Raw genomic sequence first — 19,624 nt, forward strand, 5'->3', positions numbered from 1 at the left:
TTTATCAATTCCTGCCGCATCTAACGGTTCAACTCTACAATAAGTCTGACTTCTGCATGATTTTCATAATTTGAGTTAAAATCACAATGTAGACAAGGGGTGAGTGATTATGAATAAAGATAACCAAAACAATCAAAGTACTGAAACACCAGAAATTTTTGCAGCTAAACTAGCATTATTTGGAACTGCACTCTCAACGTTAGGGGATGGAATACAGACATTAGCTGCAGGGATTGCTCTTGATATATTAGAAAATGCAAATAATGAAACCTTGCCAGACCAAACGGATCAATTAAGACAAATGGAAGATAGAATGCAAAATCAAATTGATCAATTAACCAGAAAATTAGAGAAAATGGAGCGTGGAATGAGATAACGATTTTCTATTATTATAGATAACACGGGCGTACAAGAACAAATAAATTTATCAGTTAAACCTGCTTTAAAAAACAATAGGGTGTTCATTAGTTTCATCGATTTAAAATCAGGAGGCTGAGACATTGAATGAAAGTAATATGGGCAATGGTCAAAAAGGTTCGAATTCGCTAACTGCTACTGAGCTTGATGTAATTGCTTCAGCAATAAATACATTCGGCGATGCTTTAGGAACGATTGCAGCGGTTAGAGCCCTGGAAGCAGAAGTACAAGAAGAGAAAGAACAAGAAAATCAAAATAAACAATTGATAAGAATGCAAAAACAAATTGATCAATTAACCAAAAAATTAGAGAAAATGGAGCAATTATTTAGAAGCTATGGAGGCTTGGATTAGTGATATGGACTGGCACTGCTTAGGAAATAATCAATCAATTCCAATTCAACCTTCATGGAAGACTGTGGCGGACATACTATATGATTCAAAAATGTATGAATGATATTAAACTAACGGGTGCATAGTTGAAGAATCGGCTGCCTTAAAGAGCAGCTTTTTCTGAATGAGTAATGAAGCGACTACTTCCTCATCCGCGTGTTATGTCAACCTATGATGCATGGTTATATAATGGTGTTACCTGAAGATCTACTGGTAGCACTACAGAATTAAAAAAATTATAAATCGCTTCACTCTAATTCATTTTGGATATACTTTTAATGATGTTTTATTCAAAATTCGAACTGATGATAATGATATATAACACTGTGAATTCTTCAGTTCGATTTTTTGTGAAATACGATACTGGCATCTTGTGTACTTTTTAACCACTCATAATTCTTCCTCAAGAAAAACTGTAAGAAGATACTCCTCTCTTGGTACGGGTACCCTTGCAATTGGTATATTAAATTCAATACAAAAAGGTCATCAACGAATTTCCATTTAGTCCAATCAAGCTCTCTATTAATTCCTCTAATTTCTCTAAACAAAAGAACGCCCGAGTGGACGTTCTGAATTTCATCATATTAGTCGAATTTTTCCCAATCGTGGCGTTATGTCAACCTAGGGTAGCAATCTAGTTTCTTGTTCAACTAACGGGGCAGGTTAGAGGCTACTTTCGATCGTCTTTTCTTTTTAATCCCATAAGACCTGCTAAACCTAATAACCCAATCCAACCCCAATCCATATCATTATCATCATCATTGGCTGTGCCAACCGTTGTATCATTATTAGTATCATTTGTGCCTGTTTCAGCAGAGGTTGTGGTTCCGATTATTGTAAATGAACTTTAATAAAGTAGTTTCATATGATAAAACAACTCAATCAGTATTGGTTAATACACCAAAACCTAAAGTTGCATATCTTGGTGATACTGTGAAAAACATGAATTATCAGGAAAGTAATGATGGTGGACTTCTAGTTTATAACGGTAAAATAGTTTTCGAYGACGAACTAGAAGGTAGAACTACAGTAAAGGATAACGTAGGTACAGCTTACAAAAACTTTGTATTATTGTATAAACATAATCATGGTGATGACAATTCAAGTAATTTCATCGAGTTTCCACTGAATTCTAAATATAAGCAGTTTACAACAAGAGTTGGGTTAGACGCCAAGTATCAAGATACGACAGCCACTGCACAAGTTGATTTCTTGTTGGATGGCAACGTGATTAAAACATTAGATTTTAAAGCAGGAGATTTCCCGCAAGACGTAACTTTTAGTGTAGAAAATGGTAAGAAATTAACTATACAGTTAACAAGAGATGATGATAGAGCAAGTATTATCTTTGGTAATCCATTACTAAAATAGTAATAGTTGTATATTAAGAAGGCATCTCTCACGAGGTGCTTTTTTATTTGACCAAAATACAAGTATAATAATTTTCAGAGGTGGAAACATGATTTCAAATTGAGTGGGTTTCAACGATTTGTCTAGTGAGCATCTTTGGTTTTTATCGGTAAATCATGGATATAGGTTTCAATTTCTTCTTTAAGCCAGTAAGGATTCCCTCCAATTAAAGCAGTTTCTGTGGGCAATTTCCCTCTTTTGCGCAACATGTGAATTTTTTTGGCATCCATGTTACCACCATGTTCATTCATTAAATCTCCAATATCTTTTTGACTTAATAAATCATTTGGATTCTTAATGATCAATGGTTTGATTGATTTAGGATGATAGGTGTCGGAATAAAAGTAGGTTAGTAATCGATCCAGCGCGAATTCAATCCAATCGGAATCCAATTCTTTAAAGATCTGATTTAGATCAAATGATTCTTCATATTCAAATAATCGAGCAAGTGCTACGAGCACTTGTTCATTCCTATTTAATAATTTCAAGTCATGCTGCTGTTCCTTTGCTTCTACGTAAGACCTAAGATTCTGGCACTTCGTCAGAATTTCCATAGTTGCTTTTTTCATGTAAATGTCCTCCTTTGTTGAATCATTCAACATCCCACTTAATTTTATCAAGTTTTGTTGAATCATTCAACGAACTTCCTTTTTCGCGTTTTTAATGACTACAATACCCCCAGTAAAAGCGTAATACTGGGGGGTAAATATCATCTGCCCATCTTTACATCACCAAAAGCTGTATTTTGTGAAGCTGCATAGATTACACGATTTTGAATGGCAAAGGGGACATTCAGTTTGTCGCATGATTGGAACGCAAAGAAAATGGCTTTTCTGCTTTTGGTACACTCGATGACATCTTGATGGATGGATTCGACACACAAATTTCTTCGCCAAAAGTGAAGGCTACGAAGTGCACTTATCTGAGCTTCATTTAATGGATATTTTTCTGTCATAGTAATTCCTCCTTTATAGGATAAAAACAAAAGGGGAAACATCCCCTTTTGCATTTAAAGCAATCCTTTTTCTTTCAAGGAAATGCCGTCTTCATGACTCACAATGATGGAATCTAATACCTCAATGCCCATAATCGCCCCGGCTTCCATCAGTCGTTTACTAACCTCAATATCCTCCTGTGAATACTGGCAGTTGCCGGAAGGATGGTTATGAGCCACGATAATACTCCCTGCATTATTGAGAATGGCCGATTTGAATACTTCTCTCGGATGCACAATACTGGCATTTAAGCTCCCAACATGGCTTTTATGAACTGCGATAACCTGATTTTTTACATTGAGGCAAAGTACCAAAAACACCTCTCTGTCCTCCTCTGCTATCATGGCTTGAATGAATTCGATGGCATCTTTTGGTGAACGAATTTGTTTAGGGAGTAAGCTCGTATAGGCTTCTTCCACCTCTCGGATTTCTTGTTTAATACGTACGATTTCAATCATTTTGTTTAATTTCATGATTTGTTTCGCTCCTTTTTTGTGTTGTTCTCCGGGCGGTAAATGTCCCAAAAGGGATTATTTTTTGCCTTTTGACACGAAGGACGAACAGATCCAATAGACGGCCAGTCAAGGGTACCAGCGTAAAAAGTTTTTCTGCGCAAGCGCGATTTGAAAAAGTTTTTCGCCCCTTGACTGTTGTTTTGGTGGTTAGTCGGCTCCTGTCTTTGTACGAAACAGAGGGAGGGCGAACGCCTAGGAATCTGCCTTTGTTTCGGGCTTAGACAGGCTGGGAATCTGTACGATCCGGAGGACAAAAGCAAAAAATACAACAACAAAAGGCAGCCACTGGGCTGCCCTCCATTTCTTCTTCTTCATTTCTTTATTTGATAATCTTTTCGGCTCGTTTCCTCGTAAAGAAAAGAACAGGAACCAACGAAATGTAGGCAAAGCCGTAAATTTCGTGGTTATCGGGCTTTTTAGAGGAAAGCGACACGTTAGAGCTTCTTTCAAAGCGTTTGCTGCTTTGTTAGGAGCCATCGTGCTGCCGCCCCGAAGGTATTTGATTCTATATGGTCTAGTTTTAGAGGGAATCCTCTAATAAATGGAGAATACTGTAAAAGTGCGATAAAACTTATGTAAGAGGAGGACAAATGAAGAGTATAAAAACAGTTGATGCAGCAAAAAAAGATATCCAGGTACTTGTAGATTTTGTGTCTCTCGTAGAAAACTATCAAGCGAAAACCTTAGCGCAAAAGATAGTAAAGGCTTATGCCTATTCAGGAAGCATCGCCAAAGTCGTTGCAAACATGAATAACGAATTTGGCCCTGACACGATTGATCACACATATGTTTCTGATCTGCTCAAAAGCAAACCGCAAGATGAATTACATAAGCACATGAAAGCAAACTACTTAACTAAAACGCGCCACACAAGGAAAAAACCGAGTAAATCACCTGCGCACACAACATTTCAGTACATTGAACACAATGACATAGGTAAAAGATAATCAGATATGGGAGGAATATAAAACGATGAATAATGAGGCTGTAAACATATTTATGCCGAAGAATTTCGAGGATGAGATGGAGGTCATTACGACGATATTCAACCCTACAAATGATATTGGACTCGCAATTGCCGGGGAAAACTTGCACCCAACCTCAAAGTGTCCGATCTTAAGAATATTTATGTTAGAAACTGTAGATCAAGGATGGGCTTTTAAAGAAGAACTGCAAGCTTTTGCATTTTTGAATTATGATGACGCCCAATCATTTCTGGAAAACCTTCCTACCATGTCTGCATTGGATCTGTTAATTGTCATGAATGGCCTGGAACTTTCTGATGAACCGGCGGTAGGCTTATTTTCATAGCATTACACTACTGAAGTCAATGAGTCACGTAAAAAGGGTTTAAATAGATTGCATAAAACGTTTAGGAGGATTTGTATGTTAGATAATATAAAACAAAATATAGCTCAAGTAATGATTGATAAAGAAGATGAAATTGAGTTAATGATTATTGCTTTGTTAAGTGATGGCCATGTTTTATTAGAAGATGTTCCAGGCACTGGTAAGACTACGATGGCTAAATGTTTTTCTAAAAGTATTGATGGTACATTTAATCGATTACAATTCACACCAGACACTTTACCCTCTGACATAATTGGTCAAGAGTATTTTGATGTCAAAACAAGTGATTTTAAGGTTAGAAAAGGTCCGGTTTTTAGTAACGTGCTATTAATTGATGAAATAAACAGGGCGGTACCAAGATCGCAATCTGCCCTACTAGAGCTAATGGAAGAAAAGAATGTCACATTAGGCGGAGAATCATACCCATTACCGAAACCTTTCATTGTTATTGGCACCCAGAATCCATTTGATTCCATTGGTACATTTCCACTACCCGAAGCTCAATTAGATCGTTTCTTATTAACGATTAAACAAGGTTATCCTTCTTATGAAAATGAGAAAAAAATGCTTAAGAGATTTAGATTGGCCAACCCTATTGAAACGATTGAAAGTGTCATATCAATTAATGAGATTATTCGTTTGAAAGAAGAGGTTAAACGAGTGTTAATTTCAGATGATATTGAAGATTATCTTATGAAAATTATTCAGGGTACGAGAAATCATAAATACGTTGAAATTGGAGTAAGCCCTAGGGGGTCACTTGCCTTTATGAGAGCAGTTCAATCACGTGCATTTATCCATGGTAGGGACTTTTGTATTCCTGATGATGTAAAAGCATTGGCTCAACCTTTGCTAGCCCATAGAATTTCATTAAATGTGGAGGGTGAAGTGAAGACCACTAAGCAACATATCGTCCAGGAAATAATAGACCTAACGCCTGTTGCTGTAGAGTCAAGATGATAGTCGCTAAAGAAAAGACTTACTTCTCATCTCCTATTACTTTAAGTTTCTTGGTAGTGTTTTTTTTGGTATTTAATTTTCTAGAAAGTTATATAATTGTGGTCTTAATCGCATTCTTTCTTAGTTTGGTCTTGTTATCCTATGTGTATCTTAAAACTGTACATAGTAAGGTTTCCTGGACATTCAAAAAGTATAGCATCTCTTCAAGTGTAGATGATCTAGAAGATTGTTTTATTGAGATATCAAACGACTCTCTACTCCCACTTTTTAACTTAGAGATTCGCATTGAGAGTGAGAATGATAAGAATATTGTCTTTCTCAATTCTGAGAACTTAGAGAGTAGTATGGAAAAGATCATGGTGGATGTGCTACCTAAATCCAAAAAGGTGCTCAAGGTTCTCATTAAGGGTAAAAGTCGTGGACATCATAACTGGTCGAATTTCGAAATATTTATTAAAGACCCCTTTCATTTACAAGCCTTTCGATTAGTGTATCCTAGAAAATCTCTTCCTACATTTATTGTTTTGCCAAGAATTCTAAAGATAAATGATATTAAATTACAATCTATTATTCATGGAAATAGGATGACGAACCACTCTTTTTATATGGATGAAACAAAAATTATGGGTACCAAAAACTACGAAAATGAAAGTTTTCGCCACATTCATTGGTTAGCAACGGCAAAGGAAAACAAAATAGTCGCAAAAAAATATGAAAGAGTAAATGGAAACGAGTATTCGATCTTTTTAAATATGGTTGGTAGTTTAAGTTTTCAATTACGTCATGATATGGAAGAACTTATTGAATATGCAGTATCTGCTTATAACGTCCTTTCCAAGGAAGGGTGTAAGGTAGAATTGTTGGTGAATTACACTTCATTACAAGATGGAGTTCTTAAAGTAGATAGTCATTCGAGTAGATCGCAACTTAAAAAAATGATTGAAACAGTCACTTTAATCGAGACCAAAGGAGTCTTTTTATCATCAAAGAGCTTTTATAATTATGTATTTAGGTTAAAGGATAGAAATTCTTTAGCTCTTGTTATCGGTACGCCTCCTGACCCAAGTCTTTTCAAAGATTGGGTGCAAATAAAACAGTGAAAGGGTGATTTAAATGAAACAGAAAGCGCTCATCATATCCCTTTTTCTAATATTAGGTTTTGTTTTTAGCAGTTTGGTGTCGATTACCTCCCTTTCTTTCACTAAACAAATAAAGTCCATATTTAGTGATGATAATAATGAGTTAATCGAAGACTTTGTAAAACTTCCCACTGAAGAAAAGAAAATTCAAGAAGATAAAAAGAGTAATAAATTATTAGAATGGCTTACAAAACCGCCAACTGGAGAACTAAAATTTGTAGAAGAAAAAAAGGGTAGTGATGAGGTTTTACCAGTTTTAAATCTCAAAGAAAAAATATTTCCATCTGAAGATATAACTCAAAGAACTAATTTAAAAGCTGCTATCTATTATTCACTTTTGGTCATATTCATAATCATGTATTTTCTAAGATTGCGTTACAAAAAGAAAAACAATAGAAGGAGCAATAACAGATATGAAGTTGAAGAAGAACAAATAAAACCAGTCCTAAAAAAAGCTGTAATTGAAATAACCCCATTTACTAAGGGAAAAAGGGTAGCAACAACAATTCCGATTCATGAAATTCGAAAATTGTTACAGGAGTGGGAAGCTGGGTTAGTTGGAAAAAGAATCAAAAAAGAGGCGGAAACGATTAATGAATGGTTTGAGAGAATTAATGGACCAGCAGAAATCATCCCTATATATGAAAAGGTTCGTTATGGTGAACAGAATTGTACGGAAGATGAGATAAGATTCATAAAGAATACTTTAAAGTTGTAAAAGACTTTTTACATTCAGGCGTTCCTTCATGCTTATTTAATGTCTTTTTGATTTCAATTTTCGCATTGCTTTTAAAGCTATGATTTCCACCAAGCATATGCTTATTAGACTCTTTTGTAACAGTCTCCTTTTGGTAGGTTAAATTGCCATTTTGTTAAGACTAACCAATTCCTTCACGAAGCCGTTTGTGATTTGCTAGTGTTCTTCTTCTGCCATCCAAATGAATTTTGAAATAAATACTCATAGGCTGTCTATTGACTGCCTATTTTTATGTCGTTAAATTGAAAGCCGTTAATAGTTTAGATCTTGGTGATATTAGTAATACTGAACTGTCTAAGAAAATGATGTAGTTCCCAAGGGATTTTTACTTTGGTACTTAGAAGTTAAATTAAATAAGGCAGTCTTTAAGACTGCCACAATGTTTATAAAGTACAAACGCAATAGTTTGTAAAGCGGTACCCGCAAGACGTCCCACCTTTACAATCATAGACTTCTACAGCATAGCTACCTACATAACTACTTCCACAACTGTCAACCCTGCAAGTTTTTCTACCTTCACAATCACAAACAGCAGCCATCATCTTTAATGCACTCATTTTCTTTTCCTCCTTTTATAAGCTTAGATTAGTTAAATCGGCAACCGCATTTTTCAGATAAAAAATAACCACAAGATTGTCGAGTTACACAATCTACTGCTTCAACATACTTGTGCCCAATGAAGCTTAAGCACTCCGACGTTACTGCACAAGATGTTCTACCAGAACTACAATCACAATTCACAGGACCTAAAAGTTTCATATTCTCACCTCCTTTCAATAAATATATGAGTTTATACTAACTCTTTTTTTCTATTAATTTGATTGGGATCGAAAAATGCTTTTAGTTCTCTTGCAAAATTAACATATGAGATAAAGCGATGATCAGAATTAATTAACATAAATGTTGGATACCTAGAAATTTTATAGTTTTTAAGGAAATCTGAATCAGTAAAGAGTATTTCTTTAAATAAGTGTTGTTTGACATCCATTTTGTTACTAGTACTTGGAGATTTAGATATTACTGGAACAAAATTATAAAATTCTCCATAAATGAGAGATTCCTTAGCAAATTCAGCTAAGTCTTGATCACATACATCACATCCAGTATCTATTACAAGTAGGATTAGAGACTTATCTGTTAATTCATCTAAGTTAACCTCAGCATTGTTCTTGTTTTTTAAATTAAAACTAGATACAAAATCACCATTATGTAAGATAGAATCCTTTGCAATTCTTAAAAATACTTCCTGTAATTTTTCACCAAATTTAACCTCTCTTAAAATAGATAGAGCAATTAAAAGTAATAATAAACATGTAAAAAGATAAATTATAGGCATTTTTAAACCCTCCAGATAATTCTGAATTTACTTTCTTTTACAGGATAACATGTTATAATGAAATTAAAAAGAAATTTTTAGGAGATATATATAATGTTAACCATTTTTAAGTCTTTCTGGACTGTATACAAACATCAACCATTTTTGTTTATTTTTATTATATTGTCAAAATTAATTCAAGGTTTTTTTCCATTGCTTTCGATTCTTATCTTGCAAAAATTAATAAATTCCGTACAACTATTTTTTGAAACAAGAAGTACTCTTACAGAAATTTCATATCTACTAGGTTTGCAAATTTTGTTGACAATTATTAGTAACATCCTACTTAAAGTAGACGAGTATAGTGCTCTTTATCTTCAAATGAAGCTTGAACTTAGTATAAAAGGAAAAATATCTGAGAAAATAATTGGTGTAAGTTACGAAAAACTAGAGGATCATGAGTTCTATAATCTTATTCAGCGGACTCAGGGAGACTTAGGAAGTCAATTTATGAATCCCATAAATAATGTTTTAGAAATAGGAAGGTCTTTAATAGTAATTACTACTGTCCTTATATTTTTGATTCAATTTCACATATTATTTTTAGTAATATTAATTGCATTTGCTATTCCTCTTCTTCTTTTACAAAATAAATTTGGTAAGAACCGATATTGGTTAACCAAATATTTAACACCTTCGGCTAGGGAACAAGGTTACATATTCAGTTTATTTGTAGATAGAAAATATAATAAGGAGATTAGATTAAATCAATCATTTAATTATTTGTTTGATAAATGGAAATCATCATACAGAAATAATACCGATGAGGTTTTGAAACAACATTTAAATCAAAATAAAAAACTTATTGGTTTAGATATTTTAAGTTCTTTAACATTTGCAACTTCTTTTTTTCTTATTCTTTTTCTTTTGTCTAAGTCTGTGATAAGAATTGGTGACTTTGTATCTGTTCTGGAAGCAATTCAAAGAGTATTAGGAGTAATTCATGGGTTGTCCTACGTAACTTCTAACCTAAAGGAAAATACATATTATTTAAAAGACGTATTTGCAATTCTTGACATGCCAAGTAGACATAAAAACATCAATAATGTATCAGTCAATTCAGATACTATTTTAGAAATAAATAATTTAGATTTTAAATATCCTTTTTCTGAAAATAAGGTATTGAATAATATTAATCTTAAGATGAATAAGGGCGATAACATAATTATCGTAGGGAGTAATGGCTCCGGAAAATCAACTTTAATTAAGTGTTTAATTGGTTTATATGAAATACCTAATAATAAGATTAATCTTTTTGGGAAAGATATTAATCTCTTAACTGAAGAAGAAATTTATGGGAAAGTTTCTGTGATATATCAAGATTTCGGTACATACGAGATGACTGCTTATCAGAATATATTATTAGGCGATACAACACAGGGAGAGAAAGCAATTGTAGAGGCAGCTAAAAAAGCAGAAACTGATGAGTTCATAAATTCTTTATTTAATAGGTATGAGACAAAGTTAGGAAGATYGTTTGAAGGTAGTAAAGATTTATCGGGAGGTCAGTGGCAAAAATTAGCATTGGCTCGGGCAATGTTAAAAGACTCTGAATTGATTATTTTTGATGAACCTACCTCATCGTTAGATTCAATTGCCGAGAAAAAATTATTTTTAAAGTTCAAAGATATTACTGAAGGTAAGACATCTATTTACATTTCACATCGAATGTATGCTTGTCATTTAGCGGATTACATTATAGTGCTTAAGGAAGGACAAATTGTCGAAACTGGTAATCATCTGGAATTAATTAAAAAAGAAGGACATTATAAAGAGCTTTATAATAACCAGTCAGATATGTACAAGACAGGAGAAGTGGAGATGAGTTATGGAAATGTTTAATTCGGTACTTTTTTTAATATTTGCTTATATATTTTTATTTTCAGCAATAAGTAAAATTAAAGACTATGAAAATCACATTGAGGTTGTAAAAAGTTATAAAATATTGCCAGACGTATTTGCAAAATATCTAGTAAATTTATTTTTGCTAATTGAATTACTAGCAAGTCTAATGATTATCTTTAGGGTATACATGACTTATAGTGTAATTGCGCTATCCATACTTACATTTATATACTCTGTAGCGATTATTATAAATCTTGCTCGAGGAAGAAAAGATTTATCTTGCGGATGTGGAGGAGTGTTAGGAAATCATGATATATCTTATAGACTTGTAATACGAAATTTACTTATTTTAATAGGACTATTTTCGGCGATTACTTTTCCGAAATCTAAACTACTATTCCAGGAATATGTATACTTAAATGTTCTAATAATTGCTGGATTTATCTTCTACTTATTACTTATTGAGACAATACTATTAAGAATGAAAACTAAGGAGTTGTTGTCATGATTATCGATATTATTATATTTCTTACACTTATAATTTTTATAGGTCAAAATATTTTGTTGCTTTCATACTTTAAAATAATTAATCAATTCTTTCAAGAAATTCAACAGATTGATCTTCCGAAAAAGGGGAAACAATGATGATCAAAGTATTCGTATTACTTATTCTTTTATCATTAGTTGCGATTAACTTTTTTATAACAAAAAAAGTATATGCACTTTTTACTTTTTATCTACAGGCTATTCCAAGAAACCCCTATTTAAAATTGGCTAAAGAAATTAAGGCTGGTCAGACAGTTGATACCGAAATGTTGAAGACATACGAAAGTTCTCTTAAAAATAGTCTAACTATAGTTGCAATTTCGGTAGAGTGTTCAATATGTAAGGAACTTATTAATAGTTTTCCACAGTCAATTAACAGTTTTAGTAATTTAATATTATTGAGTAATGGAAAAATTCCGGACATTCAGAGAAACATATTAATAAACCAGAATATTAGTTTTGTTGAATCCGAAAAAGTTTTTAAAATCCTTGGTGTTCGATCTGTACCAAAAGTTATCAAAATAGAAGATAATATTATTTTAAGTGTTAATAACATAACTAATGTTGACGAGTTATCTTTGATTTAAAACTATTATAGTTCTACATTTTAACTCAGTTGGAATAAACGAAGATTAAATTAAAAGGAGCCAGAAAATCGTTACAAAATCGATTCTTTGGCTTTAGATATTCGATTAACCTCCCCATCATGCCTTTTCCAACTCCTTGGTCGTACTCTTTGACAGTATTTGTGACTTATGTTCACTTCTACGATCATTGTAGGGTCCACTCATTAATTCTTTTACCATATATCCTGAAAATATAGTTCAATCATTGGGATGGAAATTTGACGAGGTTACTTTCTCCATATACTTTTCCTTGTTTATCAATAGTTGTTGCTAGTTCTTCTTTTGTTCTAGAAGCCTGTTGTTCTATCGTGGTAGGTTCAGGATGATGACATGGAAACCGAATAATCGCAATCATTCTACATCCCCTAGTCCAATGCGTGAATTTGCTCGGTCACATAAACTAAGGGAGGCAAAGCTAGATTGCCTCCCTTGGTTTTATGTGGTTTTTTAAACATTTTCTTTTAATACGTTATAGGGATTTGTTCGCAAAGCTTTAACTGCGGGAAAGCAAGCACCTAGAATGCCAACCAACACCGGCATACAAATTGTCAATGAAAGAAYCGTCAATGAATCCCAAGGAAAGACATTATACATTATGCCGATGTATGATATAGATAGTACCAAACCGACTATTCCTGACAATAAACCCACGAAAGCTCCTTCAATTATAATTGACCATGTAACCGTTTTATCTTTCCAGCCAATCGATTTAAACAGAGCTAGTTCGCCTTCTCTTTCCACAATATTTTGCCACATCATCTCGGCTGTAGTCAGTGCGCCAATCATTAGAGCTGCACCCATAATCAAGTAGTGAGATTTGTTTACCTCAACTGCAACAAATTCGCCTAACCAAGATGTATATAAAACTCCCTCTAAACGGAAGGATACGTATAAATAAAAGGATAATAATGTGGAAGGTAACGCAATCGCCAATATGGACAAAAGGTTTCTTCCAGGTCTTTGCRATACYTGGTTCATAACAAACCCAACCATCRATYGRTTACTAAAAAYCCTTTTAGACTTWTTGGTTATTTCTCCTGATTTRATTCCYTGATATGGTTTYAATCGWCCGACTTGCATAAGTGGTAGAATTATACCTAAACCATAAATTACTAGCGACGTACTGAAAACTAGAACAATCTTGCTAAAGTTAAATGTGCTTCCATTTAGCATAAAAATTACTTCTAAAATAATGGCTATTAGTGTAATTAGGAGTACATAAAATAATGCTTCTCCTAGTACCATTTTCCGAAGAATGCCCGTTCGCCATCCAAGTGCTAGAAATATGCTATATTCTTTCTTGCGTGTTAAATAAGATACATAGGTCGTTGCAAACACATACATCATACCAATCAGTAGGATGGTAACGAGAATACTCGTATACCCTAATGATGTTTCTCTTAAAATGGTGATAGCCGCGCCTATATGAATCCAAGGTTGTTCAATCCACCCAAGCGTTTTATCATGTTCAATCACTTTGGTGATGGTTGGCTGAGGTGATGATCCTCTTGTAATGATTACTTGAAGTCCTGTTGCACGTTCAATATCATTTTTGACTTGTTCCATTTTTTCTTGTGCTGCATTTCCAATATCACCAATGCCTTTTACTTTAATGCGAATGGAGGATATGCTATTCCCTCCAGTAATGATTTCAGCTGCCTTCACAGTAGTTAAAATGTTAGGTGGATTTGTAAGTAAGCCTGTTGGTACACCGGATCCTTTCATCGTCCTTGAAGGATTTAACGGGTCATGGTCTGGTCCAAGAACTATCCCCGCCTGTGCAGGACGATATGTCTCGAGTGGTAGTTCAGTTAAAGGGTCTTTACTAATTTTTAATTTATCAGAAGAGAAGCTACCAACAATATTCAATCTCAAAACTGGCAAGAGTGGGACTCCGTCTTCAGATAATTCATGATCTAACAATTCTGCTTTTCTGAAACCTGAATTTGGTAAGATATCTTTAAAAATGTCGATCACTTCGACAGGCTTGCTTGAAACTTCATAACTACTTGACCATCTCTCTGGAAAAGGACTTTCTATTTTCTGATAATCAAGAATACTGGATTTAAAAACTAATTGAGTTCCATGAACTGATAAAGAAGGATTGTCATTCGGATTAGCCAAAGCTTTAAAAATCATGGTTTCCAATTCTTCACCAGTCAACTCGAAACTGTCTACCTCTTCTGTCTCCAAACTATTTAAATAGTCCCGTCCGTTTCCTTTCTTAATTAATTCGATAGCTTGTTCCTTTTCAGTGTCAGTATTAAAAGGGATAGCTAATTTTTCTTGCGAAACCTGAAACAGGCTATTGGAAAAGCTCTTATTATTTATTAAAACAGGTATTTCAAATAAACGGTCCATTTCTTCATCGTAAATAGCATCTTCATTTGGCTCTAAGTATCGGCTCGTATCAGATAGTTGAACTGCCTCGTCTAGTCCTACAAGCTTTGCTTCTTCTTCTGGATCAATACCAACCAATAATTGGTATTGACTCAAGCTTATCTCACCTTTATCATCTCCCCAAAAACCTAAACCTTCACTGGGACCTGTCCAATTAGTAGCTCTGTATGTCTCTATATCCTGTATGGTTYTTTTGGATAAACCATCATTATATGTCTCTGTGATTCTATACTTATAGATACCCTTGTCGCTTGTTTTAAATTTTTCTTTCATAGTTATTCCTAATGTGGTATAGCCCAAAACTGAAAYAGGKGCTGCWAYCGCTACATCGTTCATYGAYTTGATTTTTTCGTATTGATCGTAGCTGATGCCTCCRTTAATTCCATTTAAGTRGTTMGGTTCCATCARGTTATCTTCATTGAAAATGGAACCTGATGGGGTGAYRACAAGRTCATAGGCGCTTTCCCACTTCTTTTGCAGTTGATTATTAACCGTTCCTCTTGTTGTTTCCGTTAAACTGAACAGATAAATGAGCACACTGCTAATTAACATCACGCCAATCACAGAAAGAATAAGTCGATCTTTATTGCGAACCAGCTGCTTCATCATAAAAGGTATCATACAGGTTGCCTCTGACTAACGGATATAATTTCTCCGTCTCGCATCTCCACTTTCGTATTTGCTCGATCAGCTAGAGTAGAATCATGTGTAACCAAAATCAACCCACATTGTTTACTTTGATTTAAGGACACCAATAGTTGGTAAACCGTTTCCCCGGTATCTGTATCTAGATTCCCTGTCGGTTCATCTGCCAATAGCCATTTAGGTTTATGAACTAACGCCCTAGCTATGGCAACTCTTTGTTGCTGTCCACCTGATAGTTGTGAAGGGAGAGAGTTCATTTTGTCTGTAAGTCCAACTTGTTCCAAAACTTGTGTCGCTCGCTCTTTTTTATTGTAACTAACCTTTCTACCAAAAAGAGGCGACAATACATTCTCTAATGCCGTCATGGTTGGAATCAAATGAAACTGTTGAAATATGAAACCAATGTTTTCAAAGCGAAAATCTGCCAATTCTTTATTGTTCATTTTGTGAACAGGCTGTTCTCCATAAAGAATTTCTCCACCAGAAGGTATATCAAGTGTTCCAATAATGCTTAATAAAGTCGACTTCCCCGAACCTGATGGCCCAATAATTGAAATAAAGTCGCTTTCCTTGAGTGTTAAATTTAATTCTTTTAATGCATAGGTTTCTATGCCATCGCCTTTAAAAACTTTTGTCATTGATCGACATTCAATTGTGTTATTCAAATGAAGCCTCCTTATTAATTTGGTCTGTTTGCTGGGAAATTTGTAACAAGATAATTCCTTGTAATTTCAAATAAAATCCCTTTGTAGAAAAAAATGTTATTTCTATTTATTCTAAATATAACAAATATACATTGATAATAGAATCCTTTTTGCTAATAAACAGAGTAACCTAGAGAAAAAGTTTAGAAGAATTTCATCGTATATTTGATAAATGTCTTTGTTCTACGCGTGAATTGTTTTAGTTGAAGGAGAACCACTAAAATAACCAATCTTTTTTATAAAGACTACAAAATCATTGGGGTCTTCTCATTTTAGTGAAGGCGTTGGGGGAATTAAGTTGAGTTAAATGAATATGGTAAAATTCTCTCTACTCTCGCATATAGTATTAAAAAATGGGGGTGATTGTTTGGACGAGAAGAAGAGAAAAGATAGTTGGACGGTAGAAGATGATAAAGTACTGGCAGACAGAGTCTTAACCTTTGTGCGTGAAGGGAAAACACAACTACAAGCTTTTGTAGAAGCCGCAACAATCCTTGGCCGCACAAGGCAGGCATGTGGGTTCCGGTGGAATAAAACATTGCGAAAACAATACAATATACAAAAACTGAACCGAATTAAACCCAATGAAGTTCACAGTCATATACAACAAGCCATTACATCATATGATGAGTTGGCAAAAGCATATGAAAAACTGAAACTAGATTATGAACAGTTACAGTCCGACCACCAAAAGGTAAAGGCCTGGCTTACAGATGGAAAAGAGTTATTACGAATAGAATAGGATGACGAAAAGAGCATTCAAAACCGTTGCTCTTTTTTTATGTCTTGAACTACGGAATAGTAAAGTTCAGTGGTAATAATGAAAAAGGAATACTGCGCAAAAGCTCAGTATCCCTTTTCGATTAATCTTCCCAAACGTCTTCCATCAGTTGTTCTATTTCTCTTCGTAAATTTTCTGTTTCCTCATTTTGAATACTTACCTTGTTATCAGAGATGACGACAACATCACCAGGCTTTGCATCAAGAGGAAACATGGATTTTGGAAAGTCTTTTGTTTGACCCTCGATTTCTACGACAGCGAAATCACCTTCAAATCGATCAATAATTCCTTTCATATCTTCACTTCTTTTCTGTTTTAATTGAAATTTTTGTGCCATCACTCGTTACGGTGATGCTGCCTTTTTGATCAGTGCGGTATACGGTTGTTTTAATCGCTTTTAACCGATTTAACGTTTCTAATGTTGGATGTTTGTATTGATTATTAGCTCCAACGCTAATAAATGAATACGTTGGCTTTGCTATCTTCAAAAATTCAGCAGTCGTGGACTCTTTAGCGCCATGATGACCAACTTTTAAGACATCCACTTTACCTATTTGTTTCATGGCTAACATGTCTTTTTCAGCCAGCGTTTCTGCATCTGCCATAAATAAGAAATTTTGTTTGTTGTAATTCACATGAAGGACCGCACTCCAATTGTTTAAATCACTCTTATTATAATCCTTAACAGGTGCAATAAATTTGGCTTTGATGCTCTTGTCAGCTAAAGGAAGGGCTACCCCAACTTTTGCTGTTTTGATCGTTAGTTTTTCGTTCTTAACGGCAAGTAGAAAATCCTTGTATGCTTGTGTGGTATGAGAAACTTTCGGTGCGTATACGTTTTCTACTTTAAATGCATTGATGACTTCATCTAATCCACCTACGTGATCGGCATCCGGATGAGTAGAAATTAAGATCTCAATGTCATCTACTTTCAACTTCTTGAGATAAGCGACCACCGCATCGCCCTTCCCTTTGTTTCCTGCATCAATTAGGATATCGTCTCCAGTAGGAGTCTCGATATATGTGGCATCACCTTGCCCAACATCAATAAAGTGAACAATCATGGGTTTTGGTTTAGCGACAGTTGTAGCATGCGCTGTTGTTGAAAGCAAACTAATTGAAAGAACCAGCATAAATAGTAACTTTCCGAATTTCATAATATTTCCATCCCTTTTTATAAACTAATGTACCATGATGGGAATATTCTCACATCATAATTTTTGTGCCCAATAAAAAAATCCCAATTATGTGCAACCAAATTGGGATTTGCGCTACTCTTTTATATAAAACTTCTAGAACTTGTTGCCACTTCTTCTTTAACGCCAAATGCTTTTATAATATTAATTAATTCATCATAAGAAAACTCATATTCACAGTCAAAATTGTTTATCTTAATAGAGCTTGTGATTTCTTTCCATTCTAAGTTCATATATTCTAACGGAGTTAATGCATAATCTACACTCATCTCTATATCCATTATTTCTAATTCATCTATTCCAGACTCTATATACAACTTGTCATCTACATACATAAAATCTTCAAATATATACTTATACTTAATCATAATTAAACCCACTTCCAACAAGTCATTTTGCTTTCTTTGAAACTACCATAAAGACATGTTAATTCTTAATTTTCATGATGAAATAACTTCTCACTTCTTCAATGTTCACTAAATCCCTCTTGGGAAGGACATAAGCACTCATTGATCCATTATAAAGATAAAAATTATCGTTATCTTCTTTGAATTTTTTCAGACCAGCCCAACTGACTTTGGTTTCACCAACATCAGAATTCACGACAATTCCTTCGTCTGTTATAACCATTTGCTGTTTTCCTAACAAGCCCTCGTTATCGCCTTCTTTTAACATCTTCTTGGCATTTTGGGCGACTGTCCGTTTGAAATATGCTGGATAAAATATAATCCAAGTGATACTTATGAGTAAAGCGTAGCCAATCATCACACCTAAAGATGCTTCCATTACCACTGTCATGAGGTACGACAATACAGTAAAAAGTAATGGTGGTACAAACCTTTGTAAATTCAACGCCCGTCTCCCTGTTTTTGAATGCTTAATATGATACAAATTAAACTTCAGATAATCTTCCTCAGTTAAGGTATATGTAATCTCCATTATTCCTGCCTTTCTCATTAGCACATTGATAAATTAGTGTAATGGTTATAAAGATTGCGCTGATTGCAACTCTTTTATATACTCCACAATTTTTTCTTGATCTTCTGGGGTTAAATACAACGTATTTTCAACTATTCCATCAGTTTGAGTTAACTGAAGTACCCCTTGCGATTGTTTTACCATCAGCTTTATGTTCTCATCTTCAGTAAGTATTCTTTTCTCACCTGTCAAAAAACTCTCCCCTTTTTTGTTTCGAATAAACCAATATTTCCGCTCACTTATTTCATAATCTTTCCAAATATAATACCATATGTAGCTTTGAAATAAAGTTTGATTAAAATTATCGCACCTCTATCTTTTCTTAGAATTGAGGTGATTTTCTTGTTGGATATTTATGTTAATATCACTATGAAGATTGTGAAAAAATGTACTTAAACTAACGGGGCAGGTTAGTGGATTAAGAAGGTACATTTGCATTTGGAGGGAGTTATTATAAGTGAAGTTATCCGACTAAAAAGGCACGTAAGYATGGCATTTAATATTAAAAATGAATATTTATTCATAGRGTAGTCTTCCTCAGAAGGCTATTCTTTTTTAGTGAAATTTGTTAATTGTTGTTTACTTTTTAAATA

Annotated in this window: 28 protein-coding genes; 14 read left to right on the forward strand and 14 right to left on the reverse strand. The window is 34.1% G+C overall.

Annotation, left to right across the window (positions count from 1 at the left end):
- Positions 1-109 precede the first annotated feature (109 nt).
- From AC1DSB_RS01215 to AC1DSB_RS01225, 3 genes are all read left to right on the forward strand, one after another.
- Positions 110-376, forward strand: a complete 267-nt coding sequence (locus AC1DSB_RS01215; protein ID WP_477533376.1) for a translation initiation factor 2 — start codon at positions 110-112, stop codon at positions 374-376.
- Between the two features lie 124 nt (positions 377-500).
- A complete protein-coding gene (locus AC1DSB_RS01220; protein ID WP_477585502.1) occupies positions 501-770 on the forward strand; it encodes a hypothetical protein in 270 nt (89 codons plus the stop codon).
- A 4-nt stretch (positions 771-774) separates the two neighbouring features.
- Complete coding sequence (locus tag AC1DSB_RS01225; RefSeq protein WP_477585504.1) at positions 775-873, forward strand: DUF7660 family protein; 99 nt, start codon at positions 775-777, stop codon at positions 871-873.
- Between the two features lie 606 nt (positions 874-1,479).
- Here the strand turns inward: AC1DSB_RS01225 and AC1DSB_RS01230 are convergent.
- A complete protein-coding gene (locus tag AC1DSB_RS01230; RefSeq protein ID WP_477585540.1) occupies positions 1,480-1,644 on the reverse strand; it encodes a WGxxGxxG family protein in 165 nt (54 codons plus the stop codon).
- A gap of 5 nt (positions 1,645-1,649) precedes the next feature.
- On the opposite strand from AC1DSB_RS01230, the gene AC1DSB_RS01235 reads away from it, so the two are divergent.
- Positions 1,650-2,180, forward strand: a complete 531-nt coding sequence (locus AC1DSB_RS01235; protein WP_477532921.1) for an NPCBM/NEW2 domain-containing protein — start codon at positions 1,650-1,652, stop codon at positions 2,178-2,180.
- Between the two features lie 122 nt (positions 2,181-2,302).
- On the opposite strand, the gene AC1DSB_RS01240 is transcribed toward AC1DSB_RS01235, so the two are convergent.
- The 4 genes from AC1DSB_RS01240 to AC1DSB_RS01255 all read right to left on the reverse strand — a co-directional run bounded on the left by AC1DSB_RS01240 (position 2,303) and on the right by AC1DSB_RS01255 (position 4,206).
- Positions 2,303-2,788 (reverse strand): hypothetical protein, encoded by a 486-nt coding sequence (locus AC1DSB_RS01240; protein ID WP_477532920.1) that lies wholly within the window; start codon positions 2,786-2,788, stop codon positions 2,303-2,305.
- 140 nt (positions 2,789-2,928) lie between these two features.
- Positions 2,929-3,174: a hypothetical protein gene (locus tag AC1DSB_RS01245; protein WP_477532919.1), complete on the reverse strand. Its 246-nt coding sequence runs from the start codon at positions 3,172-3,174 to the stop codon at positions 2,929-2,931.
- Between the two features lie 54 nt (positions 3,175-3,228).
- Positions 3,229-3,687, reverse strand: coding sequence for a RadC family protein (gene radC, locus AC1DSB_RS01250; protein WP_477532918.1), 459 nt, complete (start codon positions 3,685-3,687; stop codon positions 3,229-3,231).
- A 234-nt stretch (positions 3,688-3,921) separates the two neighbouring features.
- Entirely contained in the window at positions 3,922-4,206 is a 285-nt protein-coding gene (locus tag AC1DSB_RS01255; protein WP_477585506.1) for a hypothetical protein, read from the reverse strand.
- A 113-nt stretch (positions 4,207-4,319) separates the two neighbouring features.
- Here AC1DSB_RS01255 and AC1DSB_RS01260 point away from each other — a divergent pair, with 113 nt between their 5' ends.
- From AC1DSB_RS01260 to AC1DSB_RS01280, 5 genes are all read left to right on the forward strand, one after another.
- Positions 4,320-4,676 (forward strand): hypothetical protein, encoded by a 357-nt coding sequence (locus AC1DSB_RS01260; protein ID WP_477532917.1) that lies wholly within the window; start codon positions 4,320-4,322, stop codon positions 4,674-4,676.
- 25 nt (positions 4,677-4,701) lie between these two features.
- Positions 4,702-5,040 (forward strand): hypothetical protein, encoded by a 339-nt coding sequence (locus tag AC1DSB_RS01265; RefSeq protein WP_477532916.1) that lies wholly within the window; start codon positions 4,702-4,704, stop codon positions 5,038-5,040.
- Between the two features lie 69 nt (positions 5,041-5,109).
- Positions 5,110-6,039: an AAA family ATPase gene (locus AC1DSB_RS01270; RefSeq protein ID WP_477585543.1), complete on the forward strand. Its 930-nt coding sequence runs from the start codon at positions 5,110-5,112 to the stop codon at positions 6,037-6,039.
- 344 nt (positions 6,040-6,383) lie between these two features.
- On the forward strand, positions 6,384-7,139 hold the full coding sequence (locus AC1DSB_RS01275) for a DUF58 domain-containing protein (protein WP_477533265.1): 756 nt from the start codon (positions 6,384-6,386) through the stop codon (positions 7,137-7,139).
- 13 nt (positions 7,140-7,152) lie between these two features.
- Positions 7,153-7,896: a hypothetical protein gene (locus AC1DSB_RS01280; protein WP_477585508.1), complete on the forward strand. Its 744-nt coding sequence runs from the start codon at positions 7,153-7,155 to the stop codon at positions 7,894-7,896.
- 829 nt (positions 7,897-8,725) lie between these two features.
- On the opposite strand, the gene AC1DSB_RS01285 is transcribed toward AC1DSB_RS01280, so the two are convergent.
- Positions 8,726-9,271: a peroxiredoxin family protein gene (locus tag AC1DSB_RS01285; RefSeq protein WP_477585510.1), complete on the reverse strand. Its 546-nt coding sequence runs from the start codon at positions 9,269-9,271 to the stop codon at positions 8,726-8,728.
- Between the two features lie 93 nt (positions 9,272-9,364).
- Between AC1DSB_RS01285 and AC1DSB_RS01290 the strand changes: the two genes are divergently transcribed.
- The 4 genes from AC1DSB_RS01290 to AC1DSB_RS01305 are packed head-to-tail and all read left to right on the forward strand — an operon-like array spanning position 9,365 to position 12,288.
- Positions 9,365-11,152: an ABC transporter ATP-binding protein gene (locus AC1DSB_RS01290; protein ID WP_477585512.1), complete on the forward strand. Its 1,788-nt coding sequence runs from the start codon at positions 9,365-9,367 to the stop codon at positions 11,150-11,152.
- A complete protein-coding gene (locus AC1DSB_RS01295) occupies positions 11,145-11,663 on the forward strand; it encodes a MauE/DoxX family redox-associated membrane protein (RefSeq protein WP_477585545.1) in 519 nt (172 codons plus the stop codon). The genes AC1DSB_RS01290 and AC1DSB_RS01295 overlap by 8 nt, the downstream gene beginning before the upstream one ends.
- On the forward strand, positions 11,660-11,800 hold the full coding sequence (locus tag AC1DSB_RS01300) for a hypothetical protein (RefSeq protein ID WP_477585514.1): 141 nt from the start codon (positions 11,660-11,662) through the stop codon (positions 11,798-11,800). Before AC1DSB_RS01295 ends, AC1DSB_RS01300 begins: the two co-directional genes overlap by 4 nt.
- Positions 11,800-12,288 carry a hypothetical protein gene (locus AC1DSB_RS01305; protein WP_477585516.1) on the forward strand — a complete coding sequence of 163 codons (489 nt, stop codon included), beginning with the start codon at positions 11,800-11,802 and terminating at the stop codon, positions 12,286-12,288. The genes AC1DSB_RS01300 and AC1DSB_RS01305 overlap by 1 nt, the downstream gene beginning before the upstream one ends.
- Before the next feature lie 241 nt (positions 12,289-12,529).
- On the opposite strand, the gene AC1DSB_RS01310 is transcribed toward AC1DSB_RS01305, so the two are convergent.
- From AC1DSB_RS01310 to AC1DSB_RS01320, 3 genes are all read right to left on the reverse strand, one after another.
- Positions 12,530-12,682, reverse strand: coding sequence for a hypothetical protein (locus AC1DSB_RS01310; protein ID WP_477533430.1), 153 nt, complete (start codon positions 12,680-12,682; stop codon positions 12,530-12,532).
- 92 nt (positions 12,683-12,774) lie between these two features.
- The gene (locus AC1DSB_RS01315) at positions 12,775-14,823 is read right to left on the reverse strand and encodes an ABC transporter permease (RefSeq protein WP_477585518.1); all 2,049 of its coding nucleotides are present in this window, start codon (positions 14,821-14,823) and stop codon (positions 12,775-12,777) included.
- Positions 14,824-15,344: 521 nt separating this feature from the next.
- On the reverse strand, positions 15,345-16,037 hold the full coding sequence (locus AC1DSB_RS01320; RefSeq protein WP_477533230.1) for an ABC transporter ATP-binding protein: 693 nt from the start codon (positions 16,035-16,037) through the stop codon (positions 15,345-15,347).
- A gap of 406 nt (positions 16,038-16,443) precedes the next feature.
- On the opposite strand from AC1DSB_RS01320, the gene AC1DSB_RS01325 reads away from it, so the two are divergent.
- Positions 16,444-16,818: a transcriptional regulator gene (locus AC1DSB_RS01325; RefSeq protein ID WP_477585520.1), complete on the forward strand. Its 375-nt coding sequence runs from the start codon at positions 16,444-16,446 to the stop codon at positions 16,816-16,818.
- 121 nt (positions 16,819-16,939) lie between these two features.
- Here AC1DSB_RS01325 and AC1DSB_RS01330 read toward each other — a convergent pair whose 3' ends face one another.
- From AC1DSB_RS01330 to AC1DSB_RS01350, 5 genes are all read right to left on the reverse strand, one after another.
- Positions 16,940-17,152, reverse strand: coding sequence for a DUF3006 domain-containing protein (locus AC1DSB_RS01330; protein ID WP_477585522.1), 213 nt, complete (start codon positions 17,150-17,152; stop codon positions 16,940-16,942).
- 4 nt (positions 17,153-17,156) lie between these two features.
- Entirely contained in the window at positions 17,157-18,014 is an 858-nt protein-coding gene (locus tag AC1DSB_RS01335; RefSeq protein ID WP_477533367.1) for a ComEC/Rec2 family competence protein, read from the reverse strand.
- Positions 18,015-18,136: 122 nt separating this feature from the next.
- Positions 18,137-18,421 (reverse strand): hypothetical protein, encoded by a 285-nt coding sequence (locus tag AC1DSB_RS01340; RefSeq protein ID WP_477585524.1) that lies wholly within the window; start codon positions 18,419-18,421, stop codon positions 18,137-18,139.
- 58 nt (positions 18,422-18,479) lie between these two features.
- Positions 18,480-18,905 (reverse strand): YcxB family protein, encoded by a 426-nt coding sequence (locus tag AC1DSB_RS01345; RefSeq protein WP_477585526.1) that lies wholly within the window; start codon positions 18,903-18,905, stop codon positions 18,480-18,482.
- A 132-nt stretch (positions 18,906-19,037) separates the two neighbouring features.
- Complete coding sequence (locus AC1DSB_RS01350; protein WP_477585528.1) at positions 19,038-19,223, reverse strand: hypothetical protein; 186 nt, start codon at positions 19,221-19,223, stop codon at positions 19,038-19,040.
- Between the last annotated feature and the right edge of the window lie 401 nt (positions 19,224-19,624).

This window comes from Paenisporosarcina sp. P4_E4_2, assembly GCF_056401595.1.